General features: G+C 61.3%; 20 protein-coding genes. 13 read left to right on the forward strand and 7 right to left on the reverse strand.

Translation table 11 applies throughout. The features are described from left to right. Nucleotides 1–152: 152 nt before the first annotated feature. The gene (gene secG / locus AB1E34_RS03900) at nucleotides 153–518 is read right to left on the reverse strand and encodes a preprotein translocase subunit SecG (RefSeq protein WP_372571020.1); all 366 of its coding nucleotides are present in this window, start codon (nucleotides 516–518) and stop codon (nucleotides 153–155) included. A gap of 153 nt (nucleotides 519–671) precedes the next feature. On the opposite strand from secG, the gene nthA reads away from it, so the two are divergent. Genes nthA through AB1E34_RS03915 form a run of 3 tightly spaced genes read left to right on the forward strand, consistent with a single transcriptional unit; the run spans nucleotide 672 to nucleotide 2,286 of the window. Further along, nucleotides 672–1,295, forward strand: a complete 624-nt coding sequence (gene nthA, locus AB1E34_RS03905; RefSeq protein WP_372571021.1) for a nitrile hydratase subunit alpha — start codon at nucleotides 672–674, stop codon at nucleotides 1,293–1,295. Beyond that, the gene (nthB, locus tag AB1E34_RS03910; RefSeq protein ID WP_372571022.1) at nucleotides 1,292–1,969 is read left to right on the forward strand and encodes a nitrile hydratase subunit beta; all 678 of its coding nucleotides are present in this window, start codon (nucleotides 1,292–1,294) and stop codon (nucleotides 1,967–1,969) included. Before nthA ends, nthB begins: the two co-directional genes overlap by 4 nt. Continuing rightward, nucleotides 1,966–2,286, forward strand: coding sequence for a nitrile hydratase accessory protein (locus AB1E34_RS03915; protein ID WP_372571023.1), 321 nt, complete (start codon nucleotides 1,966–1,968; stop codon nucleotides 2,284–2,286). The genes nthB and AB1E34_RS03915 overlap by 4 nt, the downstream gene beginning before the upstream one ends. Nucleotides 2,287–2,684: 398 nt before the next feature. Here AB1E34_RS03915 and AB1E34_RS03920 read toward each other — a convergent pair whose 3' ends face one another. Then, the gene (locus AB1E34_RS03920; RefSeq protein ID WP_372571024.1) at nucleotides 2,685–2,939 is read right to left on the reverse strand and encodes a hypothetical protein; all 255 of its coding nucleotides are present in this window, start codon (nucleotides 2,937–2,939) and stop codon (nucleotides 2,685–2,687) included. A 146-nt stretch (nucleotides 2,940–3,085) separates the two neighbouring features. Here AB1E34_RS03920 and AB1E34_RS03925 point away from each other — a divergent pair, with 146 nt between their 5' ends. The 3 genes from AB1E34_RS03925 to AB1E34_RS03935 all read left to right on the forward strand — a co-directional run bounded on the left by AB1E34_RS03925 (nucleotide 3,086) and on the right by AB1E34_RS03935 (nucleotide 5,415). After that, on the forward strand, nucleotides 3,086–4,378 hold the full coding sequence (locus AB1E34_RS03925) for an adenylosuccinate synthase (RefSeq protein WP_372571025.1): 1,293 nt from the start codon (nucleotides 3,086–3,088) through the stop codon (nucleotides 4,376–4,378). After that, a complete protein-coding gene (locus AB1E34_RS03930; RefSeq protein ID WP_372571026.1) occupies nucleotides 4,378–4,602 on the forward strand; it encodes a DUF2842 domain-containing protein in 225 nt (74 codons plus the stop codon). The genes AB1E34_RS03925 and AB1E34_RS03930 overlap by 1 nt, the downstream gene beginning before the upstream one ends. 96 nt (nucleotides 4,603–4,698) lie before the next feature. Next, on the forward strand, nucleotides 4,699–5,415 hold the full coding sequence (locus tag AB1E34_RS03935; protein WP_372571027.1) for a porin family protein: 717 nt from the start codon (nucleotides 4,699–4,701) through the stop codon (nucleotides 5,413–5,415). A gap of 2 nt (nucleotides 5,416–5,417) precedes the next feature. On the opposite strand, the gene AB1E34_RS03940 is transcribed toward AB1E34_RS03935, so the two are convergent. Further along, on the reverse strand, nucleotides 5,418–5,993 hold the full coding sequence (locus AB1E34_RS03940) for a GNAT family N-acetyltransferase (protein ID WP_372571028.1): 576 nt from the start codon (nucleotides 5,991–5,993) through the stop codon (nucleotides 5,418–5,420). Nucleotides 5,994–6,172: 179 nt separating this feature from the next. Further along, nucleotides 6,173–8,047 (reverse strand): hypothetical protein, encoded by a 1,875-nt coding sequence (locus tag AB1E34_RS03945; RefSeq protein WP_372571029.1) that lies wholly within the window; start codon nucleotides 8,045–8,047, stop codon nucleotides 6,173–6,175. A 133-nt stretch (nucleotides 8,048–8,180) separates the two neighbouring features. Here AB1E34_RS03945 and AB1E34_RS03950 point away from each other — a divergent pair, with 133 nt between their 5' ends. Continuing rightward, complete coding sequence (locus AB1E34_RS03950; protein WP_372571030.1) at nucleotides 8,181–8,879, forward strand: thiamine diphosphokinase; 699 nt, start codon at nucleotides 8,181–8,183, stop codon at nucleotides 8,877–8,879. Here AB1E34_RS03950 and AB1E34_RS03955 read toward each other — a convergent pair. The 3 genes from AB1E34_RS03955 to AB1E34_RS03965 form a co-directional block, all read right to left on the reverse strand. Then, on the reverse strand, nucleotides 8,824–9,738 hold the full coding sequence (locus AB1E34_RS03955; RefSeq protein ID WP_372571031.1) for a DMT family transporter: 915 nt from the start codon (nucleotides 9,736–9,738) through the stop codon (nucleotides 8,824–8,826). The genes AB1E34_RS03950 and AB1E34_RS03955 overlap by 56 nt on opposite strands. A gap of 245 nt (nucleotides 9,739–9,983) precedes the next feature. Continuing rightward, the gene (locus AB1E34_RS03960; protein WP_372571032.1) at nucleotides 9,984–11,357 is read right to left on the reverse strand and encodes an L-serine ammonia-lyase; all 1,374 of its coding nucleotides are present in this window, start codon (nucleotides 11,355–11,357) and stop codon (nucleotides 9,984–9,986) included. Beyond that, nucleotides 11,358–12,059 (reverse strand): glutathione S-transferase family protein, encoded by a 702-nt coding sequence (locus tag AB1E34_RS03965; RefSeq protein WP_372571033.1) that lies wholly within the window; start codon nucleotides 12,057–12,059, stop codon nucleotides 11,358–11,360. A gap of 154 nt (nucleotides 12,060–12,213) precedes the next feature. On the opposite strand from AB1E34_RS03965, the gene AB1E34_RS03970 reads away from it, so the two are divergent. The 6 genes from AB1E34_RS03970 (at nucleotide 12,214) to hflC (ending at nucleotide 17,694) form a co-directional block, all read left to right on the forward strand. Further along, the gene (locus AB1E34_RS03970) at nucleotides 12,214–12,798 is read left to right on the forward strand and encodes an EF-hand domain-containing protein (protein ID WP_372571034.1); all 585 of its coding nucleotides are present in this window, start codon (nucleotides 12,214–12,216) and stop codon (nucleotides 12,796–12,798) included. 74 nt (nucleotides 12,799–12,872) lie between these two features. Next, on the forward strand, nucleotides 12,873–13,661 hold the full coding sequence (gene rpiA / locus AB1E34_RS03975) for a ribose-5-phosphate isomerase RpiA (protein ID WP_372571035.1): 789 nt from the start codon (nucleotides 12,873–12,875) through the stop codon (nucleotides 13,659–13,661). 81 nt (nucleotides 13,662–13,742) lie between these two features. Beyond that, nucleotides 13,743–14,207: a hypothetical protein gene (locus AB1E34_RS03980; protein WP_372571036.1), complete on the forward strand. Its 465-nt coding sequence runs from the start codon at nucleotides 13,743–13,745 to the stop codon at nucleotides 14,205–14,207. 37 nt (nucleotides 14,208–14,244) lie between these two features. Beyond that, nucleotides 14,245–15,603 (forward strand): glutathione-disulfide reductase, encoded by a 1,359-nt coding sequence (gene gor / locus AB1E34_RS03985; protein WP_372571037.1) that lies wholly within the window; start codon nucleotides 14,245–14,247, stop codon nucleotides 15,601–15,603. 73 nt (nucleotides 15,604–15,676) lie between these two features. Then, nucleotides 15,677–16,819 carry an FtsH protease activity modulator HflK gene (hflK, locus tag AB1E34_RS03990; protein ID WP_372571038.1) on the forward strand — a complete coding sequence of 381 codons (1,143 nt, stop codon included), beginning with the start codon at nucleotides 15,677–15,679 and terminating at the stop codon, nucleotides 16,817–16,819. Next, entirely contained in the window at nucleotides 16,819–17,694 is an 876-nt protein-coding gene (hflC, locus tag AB1E34_RS03995; RefSeq protein WP_372571039.1) for a protease modulator HflC, read from the forward strand. Before hflK ends, hflC begins: the two co-directional genes overlap by 1 nt. Nucleotides 17,695–17,811 lie beyond the last annotated feature (117 nt).

Raw genomic sequence — 17,811 nt, forward strand, 5'->3', positions numbered from 1 at the left:
CTACCCCGTGAGAATTCAAGATTCGTATGCCCGACGGTCCGCTGAAAAACCGCTGCATCACGGGACTTCACTAATAAAGGATTCGCGCGCATTGCGCAAGGGAACCGCAAGATGCTGTTGCGGTTCTTTCCTCGACGGCAAGGTGTTGTAGATTATTCGGCGGTCGGCGTCAGCGGGCCGCTGTCCCCGATGCCTGGTGGCAGCAGGTCATGGCCTGCGGGCAGATCAGTGCTGCCCTCATCGCTTGTGGCAGGGGCCGTTACGCCCAGCCGGTCAACAACTGAGCTGCCCGAGGCGTTCTTTGCCGCGATGATCGTCAGGGTGATCGAGGTGATGATGAAGGCAATCGCCAGAACCCAGGTCACTTTGCCCAGGGCCGTTGCCGCAGCGCGGCCGGTCATCGCGCCGCCGCCACCGCCGCCCATGCCCAGACCACCCCCTTCGGACCGTTGCATCAGCACAACGGCAATCAGCCCGAGGGCCAGAAGAAGGTGAATGATGAGGACGACGTTTTCCATCGGAAATCCTGAGCAGCTTGGGCCGTGTATCGCGCGGTATGTATGCAAGTTTGCGGGCAGGGGCAAGGGAGGAATGCCATCAGAAACGATGATAGGCGCCATCACGAGAAAGGCACTGGACAGGGGCAGGCCGGGGGTCGCACTCTGCCTTCTATGCCGCATGACCATTCCGACCACCCGCACGCCCTTTTGCCGTCCGATCCAGCGCTGCGCGTCAAGGCGCTTGAGACGATCCTGACCCGAAAGGGGCTGATCGATCCCGCCGCCCTGGACGAGATCATCGACACCTACCAGAATCGCATCGGCCCCAAGAACGGCGCGCAGGTGGTGGCCCGCGCTTGGAGCGATCCGGATTTCAAGGCCGCACTGCTTGAGGATGCCACCAGCGTTGTGTCCGATCTGGGATTTTATGGCCGTCAGGGCGAACATATGGTGGTGGTCGAAAACACGCCCAACCAGCACAACATGGTCGTTTGCACCTTGTGCAGTTGTTATCCGTGGCCATTGCTGGGCATTCCGCCGGGGTGGTACAAGTCCGACGCCTACCGCGCGCGGGCGGTGCGCGAGCCGCGCAAGGTGCTGGGTGAATTCGGCGTTATCCTGCCGCAAGAGACATCGGTGCGAGTCTGGGATTCAACCGCCGAAATCCGCTATCTGGTGCTGCCCATGCGGCCCGAGGGCAGTGAAGGTCTGTCCGAAGAGGCACTGGCTGCACTGGTCACTCGCGACAGCATGATCGGAACCGGCTTGGTGCGCATGCCAGAGGCCGCGGCATGACCCGCGTGCATGACATGGGCGGGCGTTTCGGTGATGGCCCGGTTGTGCCAGACCCCGAGGACGCGCCGGTCTTTGCCGAGGACTGGCATGCGCGGGCGCTGGCCGTGACGCTGGCCTGCGGCTCGCTGGGCAAATGGAACATCGACGTTTCGCGCCATGCGCGTGAGTGTCTCTCGCCTGCGGACTATGCCCGATTCACCTATTATGAGAAGTGGCTGGCGGCGCTGGCTGACCTGCTGGTGAAAACCGGGGTGCTGAGCGAGGCGGATCTCAGCGGCGCTGATGCGTCAGAGCTGCATGAACTGGCCGCCAAGGCCCTGCGCGCCGATGCGGTTGCCGGTGTCCTGGCAAGTGGCGGCCCGGCGGACCGGCCCAGCCCGATCGAACCGCGTTTCGCCGCCGGTCAGGCCGTGCGCACCCTGCATCCTGCCGCAAATCGCTTGGTTGGCGGAGGGCATACACGATTGCCCATCTACGCGCAGGGTGCACAGGGCTACATCCTGCGTCTGCATGGGACGCATGTGTTGCCGGACAGCAATGCGCATGGTCTGGGCGAAGCACCGGAACCGCTCTATGCGGTGGTCTTTCACGCGGACCAGCTCTGGGCCGCGCCGGAACACCCCGATGACGAGGTGGTTCTGGATCTGTGGCAAAGCTATCTGGAGCCGGTATGAGCAGCACAGCCCCCGAACCCATCTTCGAAGAACCGTGGCATGCCCAGCTTTTCGCGCTGACCGTGCATCTGAATGAGACAGGCCACTTCGATTGGCCGGATTGGGCGGCGCGATTCTCGGCCACGCTGAAACGGCACGGGCTTGAGCGGGAATTGAACGGTGGCGCCGATTACTTCAACGCCTGGCTTGAGACGCTTGAGGACCTGCTGGCCGAAGGCGGCGAAGCGGAGAGTTCGGAGCGAGAGCAGATGCGCAAGGCCTGGGAAAGCGCCTATCTGGAAACGCCGCATGGCGAATCTGTTCGGCTGTCGGAATAATATGCGATCCTGAAGATCGATTTGTTTTACGGCGGAGGCTTGCGAAGGCCAGATGTCAACGGAGTCATCCGCATATCAGTCCTTCAAGCTTTGGCTTGCAGAATACGTACCTTGGGAACGGGACATTCTGCATTTGCTGATAGGTTTGCTGTTCCTGCTGATCGCAGTCTTCGTATCCAGACATGGCGTGCGTCTGCGACCATTTGTGATTGCTTTTCTTTGCGCCCTGTTGCTGGGAATAGCCATGGAGGGCTTGGACCGGTTCGACGATCTGCGGTCCCTTGGGTATTGGCGGTGGCAGGCCAGTTTCGTTGACGTCGGGCGCACCATACTCTTCCCGGCCCTTGGGTTGGTGATAGTGTGGTGTCTCGATCGCTCGGGACGCCTGCGTTAATGCCTCACTTGACGTTCGCTCGATCGGGAGAACGGAGCGCACGGGCTGTTTTGGGTCGCGAGGTCAGCCCCGCCTTTTGCAGGAATCGCCTGAATCCAGCTCGGCTGAGGTGAGGCAGGCGCAGTCTTGGTCGGGGTCTTGATCCGGCCAGTCGATTGAACTCGTGCACGTCGATGATGCGTTCGGCGCAGCCGCAGCCCTCGCCCATGGCAACTTTTTCGAAATAGAACTTCTGGAAATCGGTCTCTGATTTCTTCATCTCTGATCCTCCGCCATGGCCCTTAAGCCACAAAGTTCGGCTCTGGCCCATTGCAGCTTCCCCCGCGGCGAATTTGGTGTTTCGCCCGGGCGATCCCGGCGCTATACCGGCGCGGGTTTTCATTCTTCGCAGCAAAAGGACCTGCAATGGCCAATGTCGTGGTTGTCGGCGCCCAATGGGGTGACGAAGGTAAAGGCAAGATCGTGGATTGGCTCAGCGAACGCGCTGACGTGATCGCGCGCTTTCAGGGCGGGCACAATGCCGGTCATACGCTGGTCATCGATGGTGCGGTTTACAAACTGCACGCGCTGCCCTCGGGCGTGGTGCGCGGTGGCAAGCTGAGTGTGATCGGCAATGGCGTGGTGCTGGACCCCTGGCATCTGATGAAAGAGATGGCGACGATCCGGGCGCAGGGTGTTGATATCACGCCCGAGTCGTTGATGATTGCCGAAAACACACCTTTAATCCTGCCCTTCCACGGTGAATTGGATCGGGCGCGCGAAAATCAGAACTCGGTCGCCAAGATCGGGACGACCGGGCGCGGGATCGGGCCTTGTTATGAGGACAAGGTCGGGCGCCGGGTTATCCGCGTCGCCGATCTGGCCGATGATGCAACGCTGGCGTTGCGGGTGGATCGGGCGCTGGTGCACCACAACGCGCTACGCAACGGGCTAGGTCTTGAACCTATTGATCGGGATGCGCTGATCGCTCAACTGAAAGAGATCGCGCCCCAGATCCTGCCGTTCGCAGCTCCTGTCTGGAAGGTGCTGAACGAAAAGCGCAAGGCGGGTAAGCGAATCCTCTTCGAAGGGGCGCAGGGCGCGCTGCTGGATATTGATTTCGGCACCTATCCGTTTGTGACCTCCTCCAACGTGATCGCTGGACAGGCCGCGACCGGCGTTGGCATCGGCCCCGGTTCGATCGATTTCGTGCTGGGTATCGTCAAAGCCTATACCACCCGTGTCGGAGAAGGTCCGTTCCCGAGCGAGTTGGAGGATGCTGATGGTCAAAGGCTGGGCGAGCGCGGCCATGAGTTTGGCACCACCACCGGGCGCAAACGCCGCTGCGGCTGGTTCGATGCCTGTCTGGTGCGCCAGACCTGCGCGACCAGCGGCGTCAACGGCATTTCGCTGACCAAGCTGGATGTTCTGGATGGCTTCGAGACCCTGAAGATCTGCACCGGTTATGAGCTGGACGGCGAAGGTGTGGATTATCTGCCCACCGCCGCCGACGCCCAGGCCCGCTGCACCCCCATCTACGAAGAGATGCCGGGCTGGAGCGAATCCACCGAAGGCGCGCGCAGCTGGGCCGATCTGCCCGCAAACGCCATCAAATATGTGCGCCGGGTCGAGGAACTGATCGACTGCCCGGTGGCGCTCTTGTCCACCAGCCCGGAGCGGGACGACACCATTCTGGTGACCGACCCGTTTGCCGACTGATGGCGCTGAGCTACAAGGCAAGGCGGCGCTGGGCGCTGGTGATCCTGCTGCTGGGGCTGCCGATCTATATCGTAGCGGTGGTGACGGTTCTAAACCTGCTTGATCGCCCGCCGCTCTGGCTGGAGCTGGTGATCTATGTGGGGCTTGGCCTGCTTTGGGCGCTGCCTTTCAAGTTCATCTTTCGCGGGGTGGGGCAGGAAGACCCCGACAGCACGAAAAAATAACGGCCCCGATTGCTCGGCCGTGATGTCTATGTCAGCCTGTCCTCAACTGAAACACCGCTCGTGACACGAGCGCTGAGAAAGTGGCGGGACCAGAGGATGAAATCAGGCAGTCTGATCGTTGCGGGTGTGCTGCTGGCGGCCTCCCTGGCGAGTGCCGCCCGGGCCGAGCGCTGGGAGTATCGCATCACGCCCTATATCTGGGGGCCAACCCTTGAGACCTCGCTGAATATTGGCCCCAACCCGCCGGTAAATAGCAGCACCTCGATTTTCGATATCCTCGATGGGGCGTTTCTGATCGCGGGCGAGGCGCGCAAAGGGCGATGGTCCATCGGTGGTGAGTTCAATTATCTCAACCTCGGAGACAACGTCCCCGTTGCGGGCTTAGACAATTTTGCCAGTTGGGATTTGAAAGGCACCATGGCAACGCTGGGCGCGGCCTATGCTGTCTACGACCACGAAAATACCCGCATCGAGGCGCTGGCAGCAGTCCGGAACTGGGATCTGGATATCGACACAACGGTGGCGGGCCGCACCGCGTCAGCCAATGTCAACTGGACCGACCCGTTGATCGGCGTGCGCTACAGCCAGCAGATCAACGACCGGCTGCGCGCGACCGGGATGGCCAATATCGGCGGCTTCGATGTCGGCTCGCATTTCCAGTGGGAAGCACTGGCCGAGCTGAACTGGGCCTGGACCGACCGCGTGGATCTGGCCGGAGGATATCGCCACCTGAAGGTGGACTTCGAGCGCGGCAGCGAAGTCGTCGACCTGACCCTGACCGGCCCCTACGTGGCGGTCGGGTTCAAGTTTTGATTTCAAGCCCTTGGTTTCGGAGTATAATCCTTACTTTGTGCAGGCCAGTGCAGGATGGCACGGACAAGTGCGTCGCATTCTCCGGCAATCTCCTCGGTCAGCGAAAGCGGTGACGGCCAGGGTGTGGTGAGGGTGGCCTCGACCTGACCCGGCATGCTCCTGAGCTCCGCTTCGTGTTTGCGCGCCAGGCTCTGCATTTTCTGGTTGCTGGCCAGGCAGAGCATATGAAGTTCCCGGATGCCGCGGTTGCGCGCGGCAGTGATCAGTCGCGACAGCAGGGCATCTCCTACCCCGCGATGCTGCCAGTCCGGTTCGACGGTCAGGGCTGCCTCGTAAGCGACGGGTGAACTGTCCGCAATCCGGCGTAATTCGCCAAGACCACGCAACTCGCCGTCGGGAAACGCGCCATAGACATAGGCGTCATCGCTGAGAATTTTGGACACGTAGGTCTGCACATATTTGGCGGAGACTTCGCCGCTGAACCGAGAAATCAGGCTTTCGGTGCTTAGTCTTTGAAAATGAGACTCAATCTGGTCCTGATCGAAGGATCGCAATTGACGTATCGTTGTATCCGGCATCGACTTCTACCTCTGATAAGGGATCTGTCTGACGAAGTTTCCGATTTTAGATGGGGGCTATGCTGCGCTGCGGCAAGGGGCGGCTTTACAGGTGCGGCATAATTGCGCCAACAGGCTACGTCCGCGCATAAAAAAAGGGCCGTAATGGCCCGTTTTCAATCAGTTACAAATGAGGGCGTTCAGCCTGCGGCGCGATTGTCCGGACGGAACCCTATCTCTCCTGAAGCGGTGAAGTGACCGCCGCTGGTCTTCTCGATCTTGCCGTCGCGCAGCAATTGGCCGAACGAGCGCAGACCGTCCTCGCGGTTGAACTCCTGATTGTCGAGCTGGCGCACCTTGTTCATCAGTTGCGGGCGCGAAAACTGCTCGCGACCTTCGACGAAAGACATATAGGCAGCGGCGGCCTCAAGCAGATCAGGCAGCGAAACGGCGCCGTTTTCCGAGGCATATTCTGCGAAACCGCTGTTTTCCCCGTCATTCTCTTGGCCGGTGACACTGGCGATGCGGCGGGGCAGGACGGGGCCGCCGTTGTTGGTCTCGCTCGCCAGATCGACACGTTGCTCGGCCACCAGTTTCAGCGGGGCGGGGCGGTCGTTGGTTGCGCGGGGGCGCGGCGCGCTAGCGGTCACAACCGGCCGGCGTGGGCGCACGACATGGGTCAGATCGTCGGAGATCTGATCGGGTTCTTCCGTCTGCTCCGGCAGCTTCGACGTGTCATTCTCCGCCCGCTCCGCCTCGGCGGCAGCAACCGCGGCGCGCAGGTGCGAGTAAGTGTCCCGGCTGGTCGAGGCCTCTGGATTGTCCAGCCGCTCATCGGCTGCGGCCATCAGGCGCGACAGATCGTCATCGGCGCCTTCCTGGGTGACCGGCGACAGGGTCGCGTGCTCCGAGTGGGCCGTCTCGGGGGCCTCGTCGCGCGGCGCGATCGCGTTGGATAGCGTCTCTTCTTCGTCCTCGACGGGTTCCCCCGCAGCTGCCTTCAACTCGGCCTCGACTGCGGTCAACTCGCGCAACAGGTCGGCTTCGTCATCGGGCGAGAGGGCGGAGGCAAAGTCGGGTTCGCCGGATGCGGCATCGGTGTGCGACTCGGGCATTTCAGGGCTGGTCCTGAGAACATGGACCGGGGTGGAGTCGACCTTTTCGGGGCCGTCATTGCCCATCAAGATGTTCGGCAAGTCGTCCTCGACCGGAATATCGTCGCCATCCTCGTCATCCAGATCTCCGAACAGCGCGTTGTCATCCTCGGCGTCGTCCTCGGCATCATCAAACAGCGCCTTGACGTTGGCGGCTTTCAGCGCGGCGGGCTCCTCGACTTCCTCATAGTCGGAATCTGCTGTCTCGGCGTTCTGCGACATGAAGGCTTCTAGCGAAGGTGCGTCTTCCTCGAAGGCTTCCGAAAGGTTCGCAGCCGCCTCTTTGGCGACAGCTTTGGGAGTGGTGTCTTCCGCGTGTTCGTCTTCGGAATAGCTCAGGCCGGCAGGTCCCTCATCTGCGTTCGAGACAACCTCGCGAATGCGCTTGAGCTTGGCAGCGATGCTGTCTGCGGCGGGTACGATTTCGGTCTGCGCGACAGGCTCAGCCACTGGGATGGGCTGCTCTGTGGGCTCGGGGTGCATTATGGGTGTCGTAGGGGCGGTGTTTTCGACCGGTGCAGGCGCAGCAGTCTCGTGGCGCGCAGGCTCGGGCGGTGTGTGCGCAGCGGCAGGGGGCGTAATGGGGTCTGGTTGCGGCGCGGGTGTTGCTTGCGCCTGCGGCGGGGCTTCGGATTGCGGTATCGGTGCGACAGGTTCCGCTTCGGGTTCGGCCGCACGCAGCACGATATGCGTCTGCTCGGTGCGCGCCTCGACCTGGCGCGAGACTTCGCGCTGGGCAATGCGGGCAAGCATGTCGGCATCGGGCTGCGGAGGCTCGGCCCCGAAATAACGGTCATCCGAGGCAAGATCGCGGAAATACTCCGCGATGGCCTTCATGGTGTCAAACGAGTCGTCGAACCCTTCCAGAGTGCAGGAGAAGGTCCCGTAAGAAACCGTCAAGACTTTGTTATTCTGTACCATGGGTTGCTCGCCCTCCACATACTTGTGGCTACCCGTTTACCATCGGCGTAGCGTCAATTTCGGCCCGAATCTGTGCAAATGAAAGTATCATTTCGTGGCCAGAATGTGGCCAACTTCCAATTTGGGAAACAATATGAGCAAAAAAACAGATATTGTTTCCCGATCTGGTGTGGTTGCCCTGATTGGGGGCGGGCAGATTGATGCGAGCGATATCGATCTGGCGCGCAAGGACAGCACGGCGCTTGTCGCGGCGGATGGCGGGGCGCGGGCCGCGCTTGATCACGGGCATATGCCGGATGCGGTGATCGGTGATTTCGATTCGCTGGCCGCGGAAACAGCGGCGCGAATCCCCGCCGGTCGCCTGTTTCCGATACGTGAACAGGACAGCACCGATTTCGACAAGGCGCTGCGCCATATCTCGGCCCCCCTTGTTCAGGCTGCCGGGTTTCTGGGCGGTCGCGTGGACCATCAACTTGCCGTCCTAAACACTTTGGTCAGGCGGAAAACATCGCCTTGCATTCTGATCGGCGCGTGCGAAGTGATCTTCCATGCGCCGCCCGAGATCCGGTTGACGCTGGATTCGGGCGCCACCGTGTCACTGTTTCCATTGGCGCCGGTAATGGGACGCTCTGACGGGTTGCGCTGGCCCATTGACGGGATCGCATTTGCACCCGGCGGGCCGGTTGGAACCTCGAATGAGGTCACTGGTCCGGTGCATCTGCGCTTCGACAATCCGGGTATGATCGTGATGGTTCCGCGCGCCGCATTCGGGCAGGTCAGGCAGGCGTTTCTAGCCCCGGATCGCGCGCGATGGCCCGCTCGCGCAGGATGACATAGAGCCCTGCACCGATGGTGATTGCGATACCAAGGCTTGACAAACCGTTTGGCAGGTCCTGGAAGATCAGCCAGCCCAGCAGCGTGGCCATAGGTATTTCGAGATATTGCATCGGTGCCAGTGTTGCCGAGGGTGCAAAGCGCAGCGACCACGTCATAAACAGATGTGCCAACGTGCCCAGAATGCCGATTGAGAGCAGCAGCCAGACGTCCCACCACTCAGGGAAGGTCACTGTCAGATCATGCAGACCGATGGCATCGCCCAGCAGCAGGGCCGGGATCAGAACCAGCGTCGCCATCACGCCCGACACGGCTTGCAGCGAGATGGGATCGGTGTCTTTCGCCAATTGACGGGTCACCAGCATGAAAAAGGCAAAAATCACCGCGACAGCCAGTGGCCAGAGCGCGTTCCAGCCAACGGCAACAAAGCTGGGCTGAACCACCATCAGGGTCCCCGCAAACCCGACACTACAGGCAATCAGGCGCCGCCTGCCGACCTCCTCCTGCAGAAAGAGCTTTCCCAGCAGCAGCATGATGAAAGGCATCACAAAGGCGATGGCAACGGCGTCTGCCAGTGGCAGGAATTTCAGAGCGGTGAACATCGCGCTGATCCCCAGGATATGCAGCAGCGTGCGCAAGGCCGCCAGCATCCAGAAGAGCCTGCGCATGCGCCAGGGCCGCCGGGTCAGCCAGACGATTGGTACCAGAATGATTGCCTGAATGACAAAACGGACCAATACCAGCTGACTGATCGGAAGACTGTCCGACAACAGTTTCGCGATCGCGTCACCCATCGGGGCAATCACGCAAAAGGCAAGCATCAACGTAATGCCGAGAACCGGGCGATCCTGTGTCATGGCGCGACGCTAACCGGTCACCCGACACGGGGAAAGACGAAACCGCTGCGGGTCTGCCTGGGCAACCTTCAATGACGAGGTCCGCTGGGGCAACATTAATGTTGGCGCGGGCAAAGCCGGGATGAGTTCGCCAAGTTCCGCACCGGGCGTGCTGCGCACATGGCCATGCCCGCGCTGGTCCTGCCGATGAGGGTGGTAACCCGACGTTTAACAAGCTTTCACCGCGCGCGGAAATGGGCGCCCGCTCAGCAGTTCGGCACGTTCACGGCCAGACCGCCCAGCGAAGTTTCCTTGTATTTCTCATGCATGTCCTGCCCGGTCTGACGCATGGTTTCGATCACCGCATCCAGCGGCACCAGATGCTTGCCATCTCCGCGCAGCGCCAGCGAGGCGGCGCTGACCGCCTTGATCGCGCCCAGCCCGTTGCGTTCGATGCAGGGCACCTGCACCAGCCCTTTGATTGGATCACAGGTCATGCCCAGATGATGCTCCAGCGCGATCTCGGCGGCGTTTTCAACCTGCTCGGGCGTGCCGCCCATCACCGCGCACAGACCGGCAGCAGCCATGGCCGAGGCGCTGCCCACCTCGGCCTGACACCCGGCTTCGGCGCCCGAGATCGAGGCGTTGTATTTCACCAGCCCGCCAATGGCGGCGGCGGTCAGCAAGAAATCCTCGACATGGCTCGGGGCCGCGCCGGGCACGTGGTCGAGGTAATAGCGCAGCACTGCGGGCAGCACGCCCGCCGCGCCATTGGTGGGCGCGGTGACGACCTGACCGCCTGCGGCGTTTTCCTCGTTCACCGCCATTGCATAGACGCTCATCCAGTCGTTGATCGTGTGCGGCGCGCTCAGGTTCATGCCGCGTTCGGCCTGCAGGGCGTCATGGATGCCCTTGGCCCGGCGGCGCACGCTGAGACCGCCGGGCAGAATGCCATCAGTGTGCAGCCCGCGTTCGATACAGGCATTCATTACCTCCCAGATCCGCGTGGTGCCGGTCTTCAACGACATTTCGCAACCGCGCGCGATCTCGTTGCCGCGCTTCATCGCGGCGATGCTTTTGCCCGATGCGCTTGCCATCTCCAGCATCTCGGCGGCGGATTTGAACGGGTAGGGGACGGGGGCGCCCTCTTCGGTGGCCTTGCCGCTGGCCAGTTCCTCTTCGGTCAACACGAACCCCCCACCGATCGAGTAATAGACCTGCCGCAGGATCACGTCGCCCTGTGCGTCCGTTGCCATCAGCACCATGCCATTGGCGTGGCCGGGGAGGGTCTGGTCATAGTCGAAGAGCAGATCCTGCTTCGGATCAAAGCGCAGCTTGGGCAGGCTGTCGGGCTGCACGGTCTTGTCTGCGTTGATCCGTGCCAGCTCCGCCTCGGCCTTGTCATGGTCATAGCTATCGGGGCTGAACCCGGCCAAGCCCAGGATGGTGGCGCGATCAGTGGCATGACCCACGCCGGTGAAGGCCAGCGAACCGTGCAGCGATCCGCGCACCCCGTGAAACTCGAACGGAGAGGCTCGCATCAGGTCCAGAAACCGCGCGGCTGCCACCATCGGTCCCATCGTGTGGGACGAGGACGGGCCGACGCCCACTTTGAACATGTCGAAGATCGAAAGAAACATTCAGGTCGCGCTCCCTTGCGGCGGCGTGGGATGGGTTGGTGAGGAGAAGGGCGTTGCCCCCAGCCCTTCGGCGCTGATTGCCGCGCGTGTGGCGTCACGCGTCTCAAGCCTGTTGAGGATGCGTTGTAGATATGGCGTGTCGGACAGTTCGAACCAGCCGCAGTCACTGCCAGCGGGATAGAGCGCCATCCAGCGCATCATGCAGGCGAGGTAATAGGTCAGAACCGAAGGCTGCTCGGTACAGAGCCAGCTTGGCGCTGCCGCCGCCTGATTGTCCAGCAACTGCAGATGACGGCGCAGGCGGGGCCGGATACCGGCGCGCAGCACCTCGGCCTGTGTGGGGTCGATATAGACATGTGGATAGAACAGGACGCGCATATCGGCATGCAGGGTGTTGGAGGCAAAGAAGAGCCATTTCAGGAATGGCCCCCGCTCAGGGTCATCCACCGCAGGTGCCATCTGACCATATGTGTCCGCGAGCCAGAGCAGGATCGCCGCAGTCTCAAAGATCGGCCCCTGCGGCGTCTCCAGCACCGGGATCAGCCCGTTGGGGTTGAGCTTGCGATAGCTGGCGCTGTCCTGTTCGCGGACTGACCGGTCGATCAGCACCGTTTCATAGGGCAAGCCCATCTCTTCCAGAACCAGCCGGATCACCAGCGAGGCGTTGTCGGGGGCGTAATGGAGGCGCAGTGGTTCGGTCATGATCGGTTTCTACGGGCTGTGGATGATTCCCCATACACCGTTTCCGACGTTTCCGATAGGAAACGCGCAAAGTTTTTCGGCCACGCGCTGACCTGCCATACTCCACCCCGGTCAAGACGGTATTTAAGCCCCGGTTTACCTTCTTTCCCCATCCTTGTGGCAGGCAGAATCAGAGAGGACGGACCATGCATTTGTTCAGGTATCTTACAACAGGTCTGATGCTCTGGATGGGCATGATCCGGGCCGCTGTGGCGCAGATCTGGAGAGCTTTGTCGAAGAAGAGCTGTTGAACCTGCTCGGCAGTGAGCCGGATCGCTTCTACACATTGGTCAGCGATACGATCATCGGATACGGGCAGGGCGGGCGTATCGACGGGGCAGGCATTGAGGGGATGATCGCCGTGCAGCTGGCGGCGCTGCGGGCGGGGCATTTCCGCCGCCTGAACCTTGCTGATCTCGACAATGATGGCATCATCACCCGCCCCGAGGTGGGGATGGTATTGCCGACACTTTCGGCGCGACTGCGCGCCCGGCTGGTCCGGCTGCACCGGGCCGCGGACGTTGACGCGGATGGAATGGTCACGACGGATGAGCTGCGCGGCTTTGCCGAGGCCGAGGCAGTACAGGCGATGGGCGCTGCGAAAATCGAGGAATTGCGCCGGATCATGCTGATCGATCTCGATCGCGATGGCTGGGCTACGCTGGACGAGTTGAACAGGTTGCAGCGGATCGTGGGCTAGCGCCGCCGAATCCCTCTCGCAAGCGGTGGGGGACTTGCCTATAAATCCCTTGGGATCACTCAGGGGATGCAACCATGTTCGGAGAATTGTCACCCATCGAAAGAGCCAAGTTTGTTGCCGCCAAGCGCGCCGCTGATCTGGTCGAGGACGGGATGCGTGTGGGTCTGGGCACTGGCTCGACCGCCGCATGGCTGGTGCGTTGCCTGGGCGAGAAGGTGCGCGATCAGGGCTTGAAATTTCGAGGTGTCCCTACCTCGACCCGCACAGCGGAACTTGCCCAAGAGGTCGGTATCGAGGTCACCTCGCTGGATCAGGCGCGCTGGCTGGATTTGACCATTGATGGGGCAGACGAATTTGATGGCGAGCAGAACCTGATCAAGGGCGGCGGCGGCGCGCTGCTGCAGGAGAAAATCGTGGCGACCGCCTCGGACCAGATGGTGGTGATCGCCGATGTCGGTAAAGAGGTCGAGGCGCTGGGCGCTTTTCCGCTTCCCGTCGAGGTGATCCCCTTTGGCTGGCAGACCACGCAAGGCCTGATCGAAGAGATGCTGGTCTCGATGGATGTTCTGGGCCGCAAGTCCAGCCTGCGGATGAATGGCAGCGCGCCGTTTGTGACCGATGAAGGCAATCACATCCTCGACCTGCATCTGGGCCGCATCGGCAACGCGCGCCAGATGGCGCTGGCCCTCAACCAGGTGCCCGGCATCGTTGAAAACGGTTTGTTCATCGACATCTGCGACATCGTTGTCGTCGGTTATGGCGATGGCCGGGTCGAGCTGCGTGATATCAACGAAGGCACGGTGGAACATGACCGGCTGGACCTTGAGGAAAACGAGAACCTGTTCAGCGATCTCGCGGATTGAAGCTTGGGCGAGCCGACCCCATTCATTGTGAGGGAACGTCGAATGACGCGCGTATGGCGTTTCATCCGGCGTGCTCTGTCAATGTTTCTGATCGTTTTGATCTTCGCCTTCTTTGCCTATGTTGATTATCAGGATGGAGGGTCTTTTTCAGTCATGAGCGTATTTTTCGTTCTCGTGAGCGTAGGAGCGATTCACCATCTTTATAGAACGTTTAAGCAACCTGATCTGTTTGCTTCAGTTAGCAATTCAGGCGTGGCGCTTACTCGACACTATGGTGGTACGCTTACTAACTCACCGGTCTTTCCCTGGAACAAGTTGAACGCTATTGAAATCCGGGAAGGGCATCGCAAATGGTGGCCTGGACGCCGATACCGGGTGCTGCGCCTCATAGTCGGGAACATATATTTTGAATTTCCTTTGAAACGGATGTCACCAATCTTATCTGACCAATTCGTTGAGGCATTGCGTCAGCACTGGCCCGACTTGGACCAACCTTGGCAAGAGCAGGCCAAAGCCCGGAACAGGCTGGACAGTGGCGCGGGATAAGATACACCCCTTGCGGGACCAAGGATGAGGCAGGACCATGAGCTTTGATTACGACCTCTTTGTCATCGGCGGCGGCTCGGGCGGCGTGCGGGCGGCGCGGGTGGCGGCGGGTGAGACCGGGGCCAAGGTGGCGCTGGCCGAAGAGGATCGCTATGGCGGCACCTGCGTGATCCGGGGCTGCGTGCCCAAAAAGCTGATGGTTTTTGCCAGCGAATACCCCGAGATGATCGACGAGGCCCGCGCCTATGGCTGGGATGTCAGCCAGGGCGGTTTCGACTGGGAGATGTTCCACGGCAAGCTGGCCGCTGAACTGGACCGGCTGGAAGGCATCTATCGCAACATCCTCAAGAACAACGGTGTCGAAAGTTTTGATCAACGGGCGCGACTGGTCGATCCGCATACAGTGGAACTGGCCGATGGCACCCGCAAGACCGCCAAACACATCCTGATCGCCACCGGCGGCCGTCCCGTGGTGCCGGACTTTCCCGGCTCGGAGCTGGCCATCACTTCGAATGAGGTGTTCCACCTGCCCAAACTGCCCGGCAAGATGCTGATTGTTGGCGGCGGCTATATCGCCTGCGAGTTCGCGGGCATCATGAACGGGCTGGGCGTTGATGTGACGCAGTATTACCGCGGCGCGCAGATCCTGCGTGGTTTCGATGACGAGGCGCGCGGGCTGGTCAGCGAAGAGATGTGTCAGAACGGGATCGGTCTGCATCTGGGCACCAACGTGCTGGAGATGCACAAGGAAGGCGATCAGATCCGGGTCAAGGCCACCAATGGCGACGAAAACCTCTTTGACGTGGTCATGTATGCCACCGGTCGCGCGCCCAACACCGATGATCTGGGGCTGGAAAGCTTGGGCGTCGAACTGGGCCGCAAGGGTCAGATCGTTGTGGATGAATACAGCCAGACCGGTGTGCCGTCGATCTATGCGATCGGCGATGTGACCGACCGGGTCAACCTGACCCCGGTGGCGATCCGCGAGGGGATGGCCTTTGTCGATACGGTGTTCCGGGGCAAACCCACACCGGTGGATCATGAGCTGATCCCGACGGCCATCTTCACCCAGCCGGAAATGGGCACAGTGGGCATGAGCGAGGAAGAGGCCGCCGAGCAGGAACCGGTCGATATCTACGCGACCTCGTTCAAGCCGATGCAGTCGGCCTTTGCGGGCCGCAGCGCCCGGGTGCTGATGAAGCTGATCGTGTCCAAGGCGACCCGCAAGGTGCTGGGATGCCATATTGTCGCGCCTGGCGCGGGCGAGATGATTCAGATGGCCGGTATCGCCGTGAAAATGGGTGCAACCAAGGAAGATTTCGACCGCACGGTTGCAGTGCACCCCGTTATGGCCGAAGAACTGGTGACAATGCGAACTCCTGTGCGCAGCGCTTGATTTGCACCGGCGCGCACACAGGTTAAGACTGACGCCGCAAGGATGCGGCACAACAGACGAGGATTGAACTCATATGGCGGGCAACAGCGGTGGCCCCTGGGGGGGCGGAGGCTCTTCCGGCGGCGGAGGAAACCGGGGAAACAATGGCAGCGGGCAGAAACCGCCCGAAGGCGATAGCCCGCAGATCCCCGAGATCGACGAGTTGATGAAGAAGGGCCAGGAGCAGCTGCGCGTCCTGATGGGCGGTCGCGGCGACAACCGGCGCGGCGGTGGCACCGGCGGAAACGGTGGCCCGGCTTTTTCGAAAGGCACGATCGGTATTGGCATCGTGGCCGCGATCATTGCTTGGGGGTTTGCCAGTCTCTACACTGTGAAGCCGGAAGAACAGTCAGTTGAACTGTTCCTGGGCGAGTTCTCGGGCATCGGCAATCCCGGCCTGAACTTCGCTCCTTGGCCGTTTGTGACGGCCGAGGTGATCCCGGTCACCAGCGAACGCACCGAAGCGATGGGTGGTGCCCGTGGCGGCAATGACGGCCTGATGCTGACCGGCGATGAGAACGTGGTCGATATCGACTACCAGGTCGTTTGGAACATCAGCGACCCGGCACAATACCTGTTCAACCTGCGCGACCCGCAGCAGACGATCCAGGCGGTGTCTGAATCTGCGATGCGCGAGATCATCGCGCAATCCGACCTGGCGCCGATCCTGAACCGCGACCGCGGTATCATTTCTGAACAGCTGCAGGATTTGATCCAGTTGACGCTCGACAGCTATGGCAGCGGCGTGAACATCATCCGCGTGAACTTTGACAAGGCCGACCCGCCGCCCTCTGTGATCGACGCCTTCCGCGACGTTCAGGCCGCCGCGCAAGAGCGTGACCGGCTGCAGAACGTGGCCGACGCCTATGCCAACAGGGTTCTGGCCGAGGCGCGTGGTGAAGCCGCCCAGCTTCTGGAAGAATCCGAAGGCTATCGCGCCCAGCAGATCAACGAAGCCCAGGGTGAGGCCAGCCGCTTCTCTGCGGTCCTCCAGGAATATCTCAAAGCGCCCGAAGTGACACGCAAGCGTCTGTATCTGGAGCGGATGGAGCAGGTCCTGGGCGATGTCGACAAGATCATCCTGGATGATCAGAGCACTGGTGGCGGGCAGGGGATTGTACCCTATCTGCCGCTCAATGAACTGCGTCGCAGCCAGACCGAGCAGGGGGCGAACTGATGCGTAAAACAACCTTTCTCATACCGATTCTGGTGATCGCAGCGGTTATCGGCCTCTCGTCTATGTTCATCGTGGACGAGCGTCAGAAGGCGCTGGTACTGCAATTTGGTCGCGTTGCTGCGGTGAAAGAAGAGCCGGGTCTGGCCTTCAAAATCCCGCTCATTCAGGAAGTCGTGCGCTATGATGACCGCATCCTGTCGATCGATGTGCAGCCGCTTGAGGTGACACCGCTCGATGATCGCCGTTTGGTGGTGGATGCCTTTTCGCGTTATCGGATCACCGATGTCGAACAATTCCGGCAAGCGGTTGGTGTGGGTGGCATTGCCACTGCCGAAAACCGTCTGGACAGCATCCTGCGCGCTGAAACGCGGGCCGTTCTGGGTTCGGTCAGCTCCAAGGACATCCTGAGTTCGGACCGTGCCGCACTGATGCTGCGAATCCGCAACGCGGCGATTGCCGAGGCGCGGGCGCTGGGTGTCGAGGTGATTGACGTGCGTCTGAAGGCCACCGACCTGCCGACCCAGAACCTTGAGGCCACCTTCGACCGGATGCGCGCCGAACGTGAGCGGGAAGCGACCGATGAACGCGCCCGTGGTAACGAGGCGGCGCAGCGCGTGCGCGCCCAGGCCGACCGGACCGTGGTCGAGCTGGTCTCGGACGCCAAGCGCGAAGCCGAGATCATCCGCGGTGAGGCGGATGCCGAACGCAACCTGATCTTTGCCGAAGCCTATGGTGCGGACCCGGAGTTTTTCGAGTTCTACCGATCGCTTACCGCCTATGGCCGCGCGATCCAGGGCGGCAACAGCTCGATGGTGCTCAGCCCGGATTCGGATTTCTTCAACTACCTGAAATCCCCCAACGGCGCCGGTCAGTGACCAGATTGCCGGAACAGAACGTCAAAGGGCCGACCCACGGGTTGGCCCTTTTTCTTTTGGATTGCGCTTACCGGCCGTTGACCGGCACAATTCAACCGTTTCTACCGGATGAGGTAT

The sequence above is a fragment of the Ruegeria jejuensis genome (assembly GCF_041537905.1).
Taxonomy (GTDB): Bacteria; Pseudomonadota; Alphaproteobacteria; order Rhodobacterales; family Rhodobacteraceae; genus Ruegeria_C.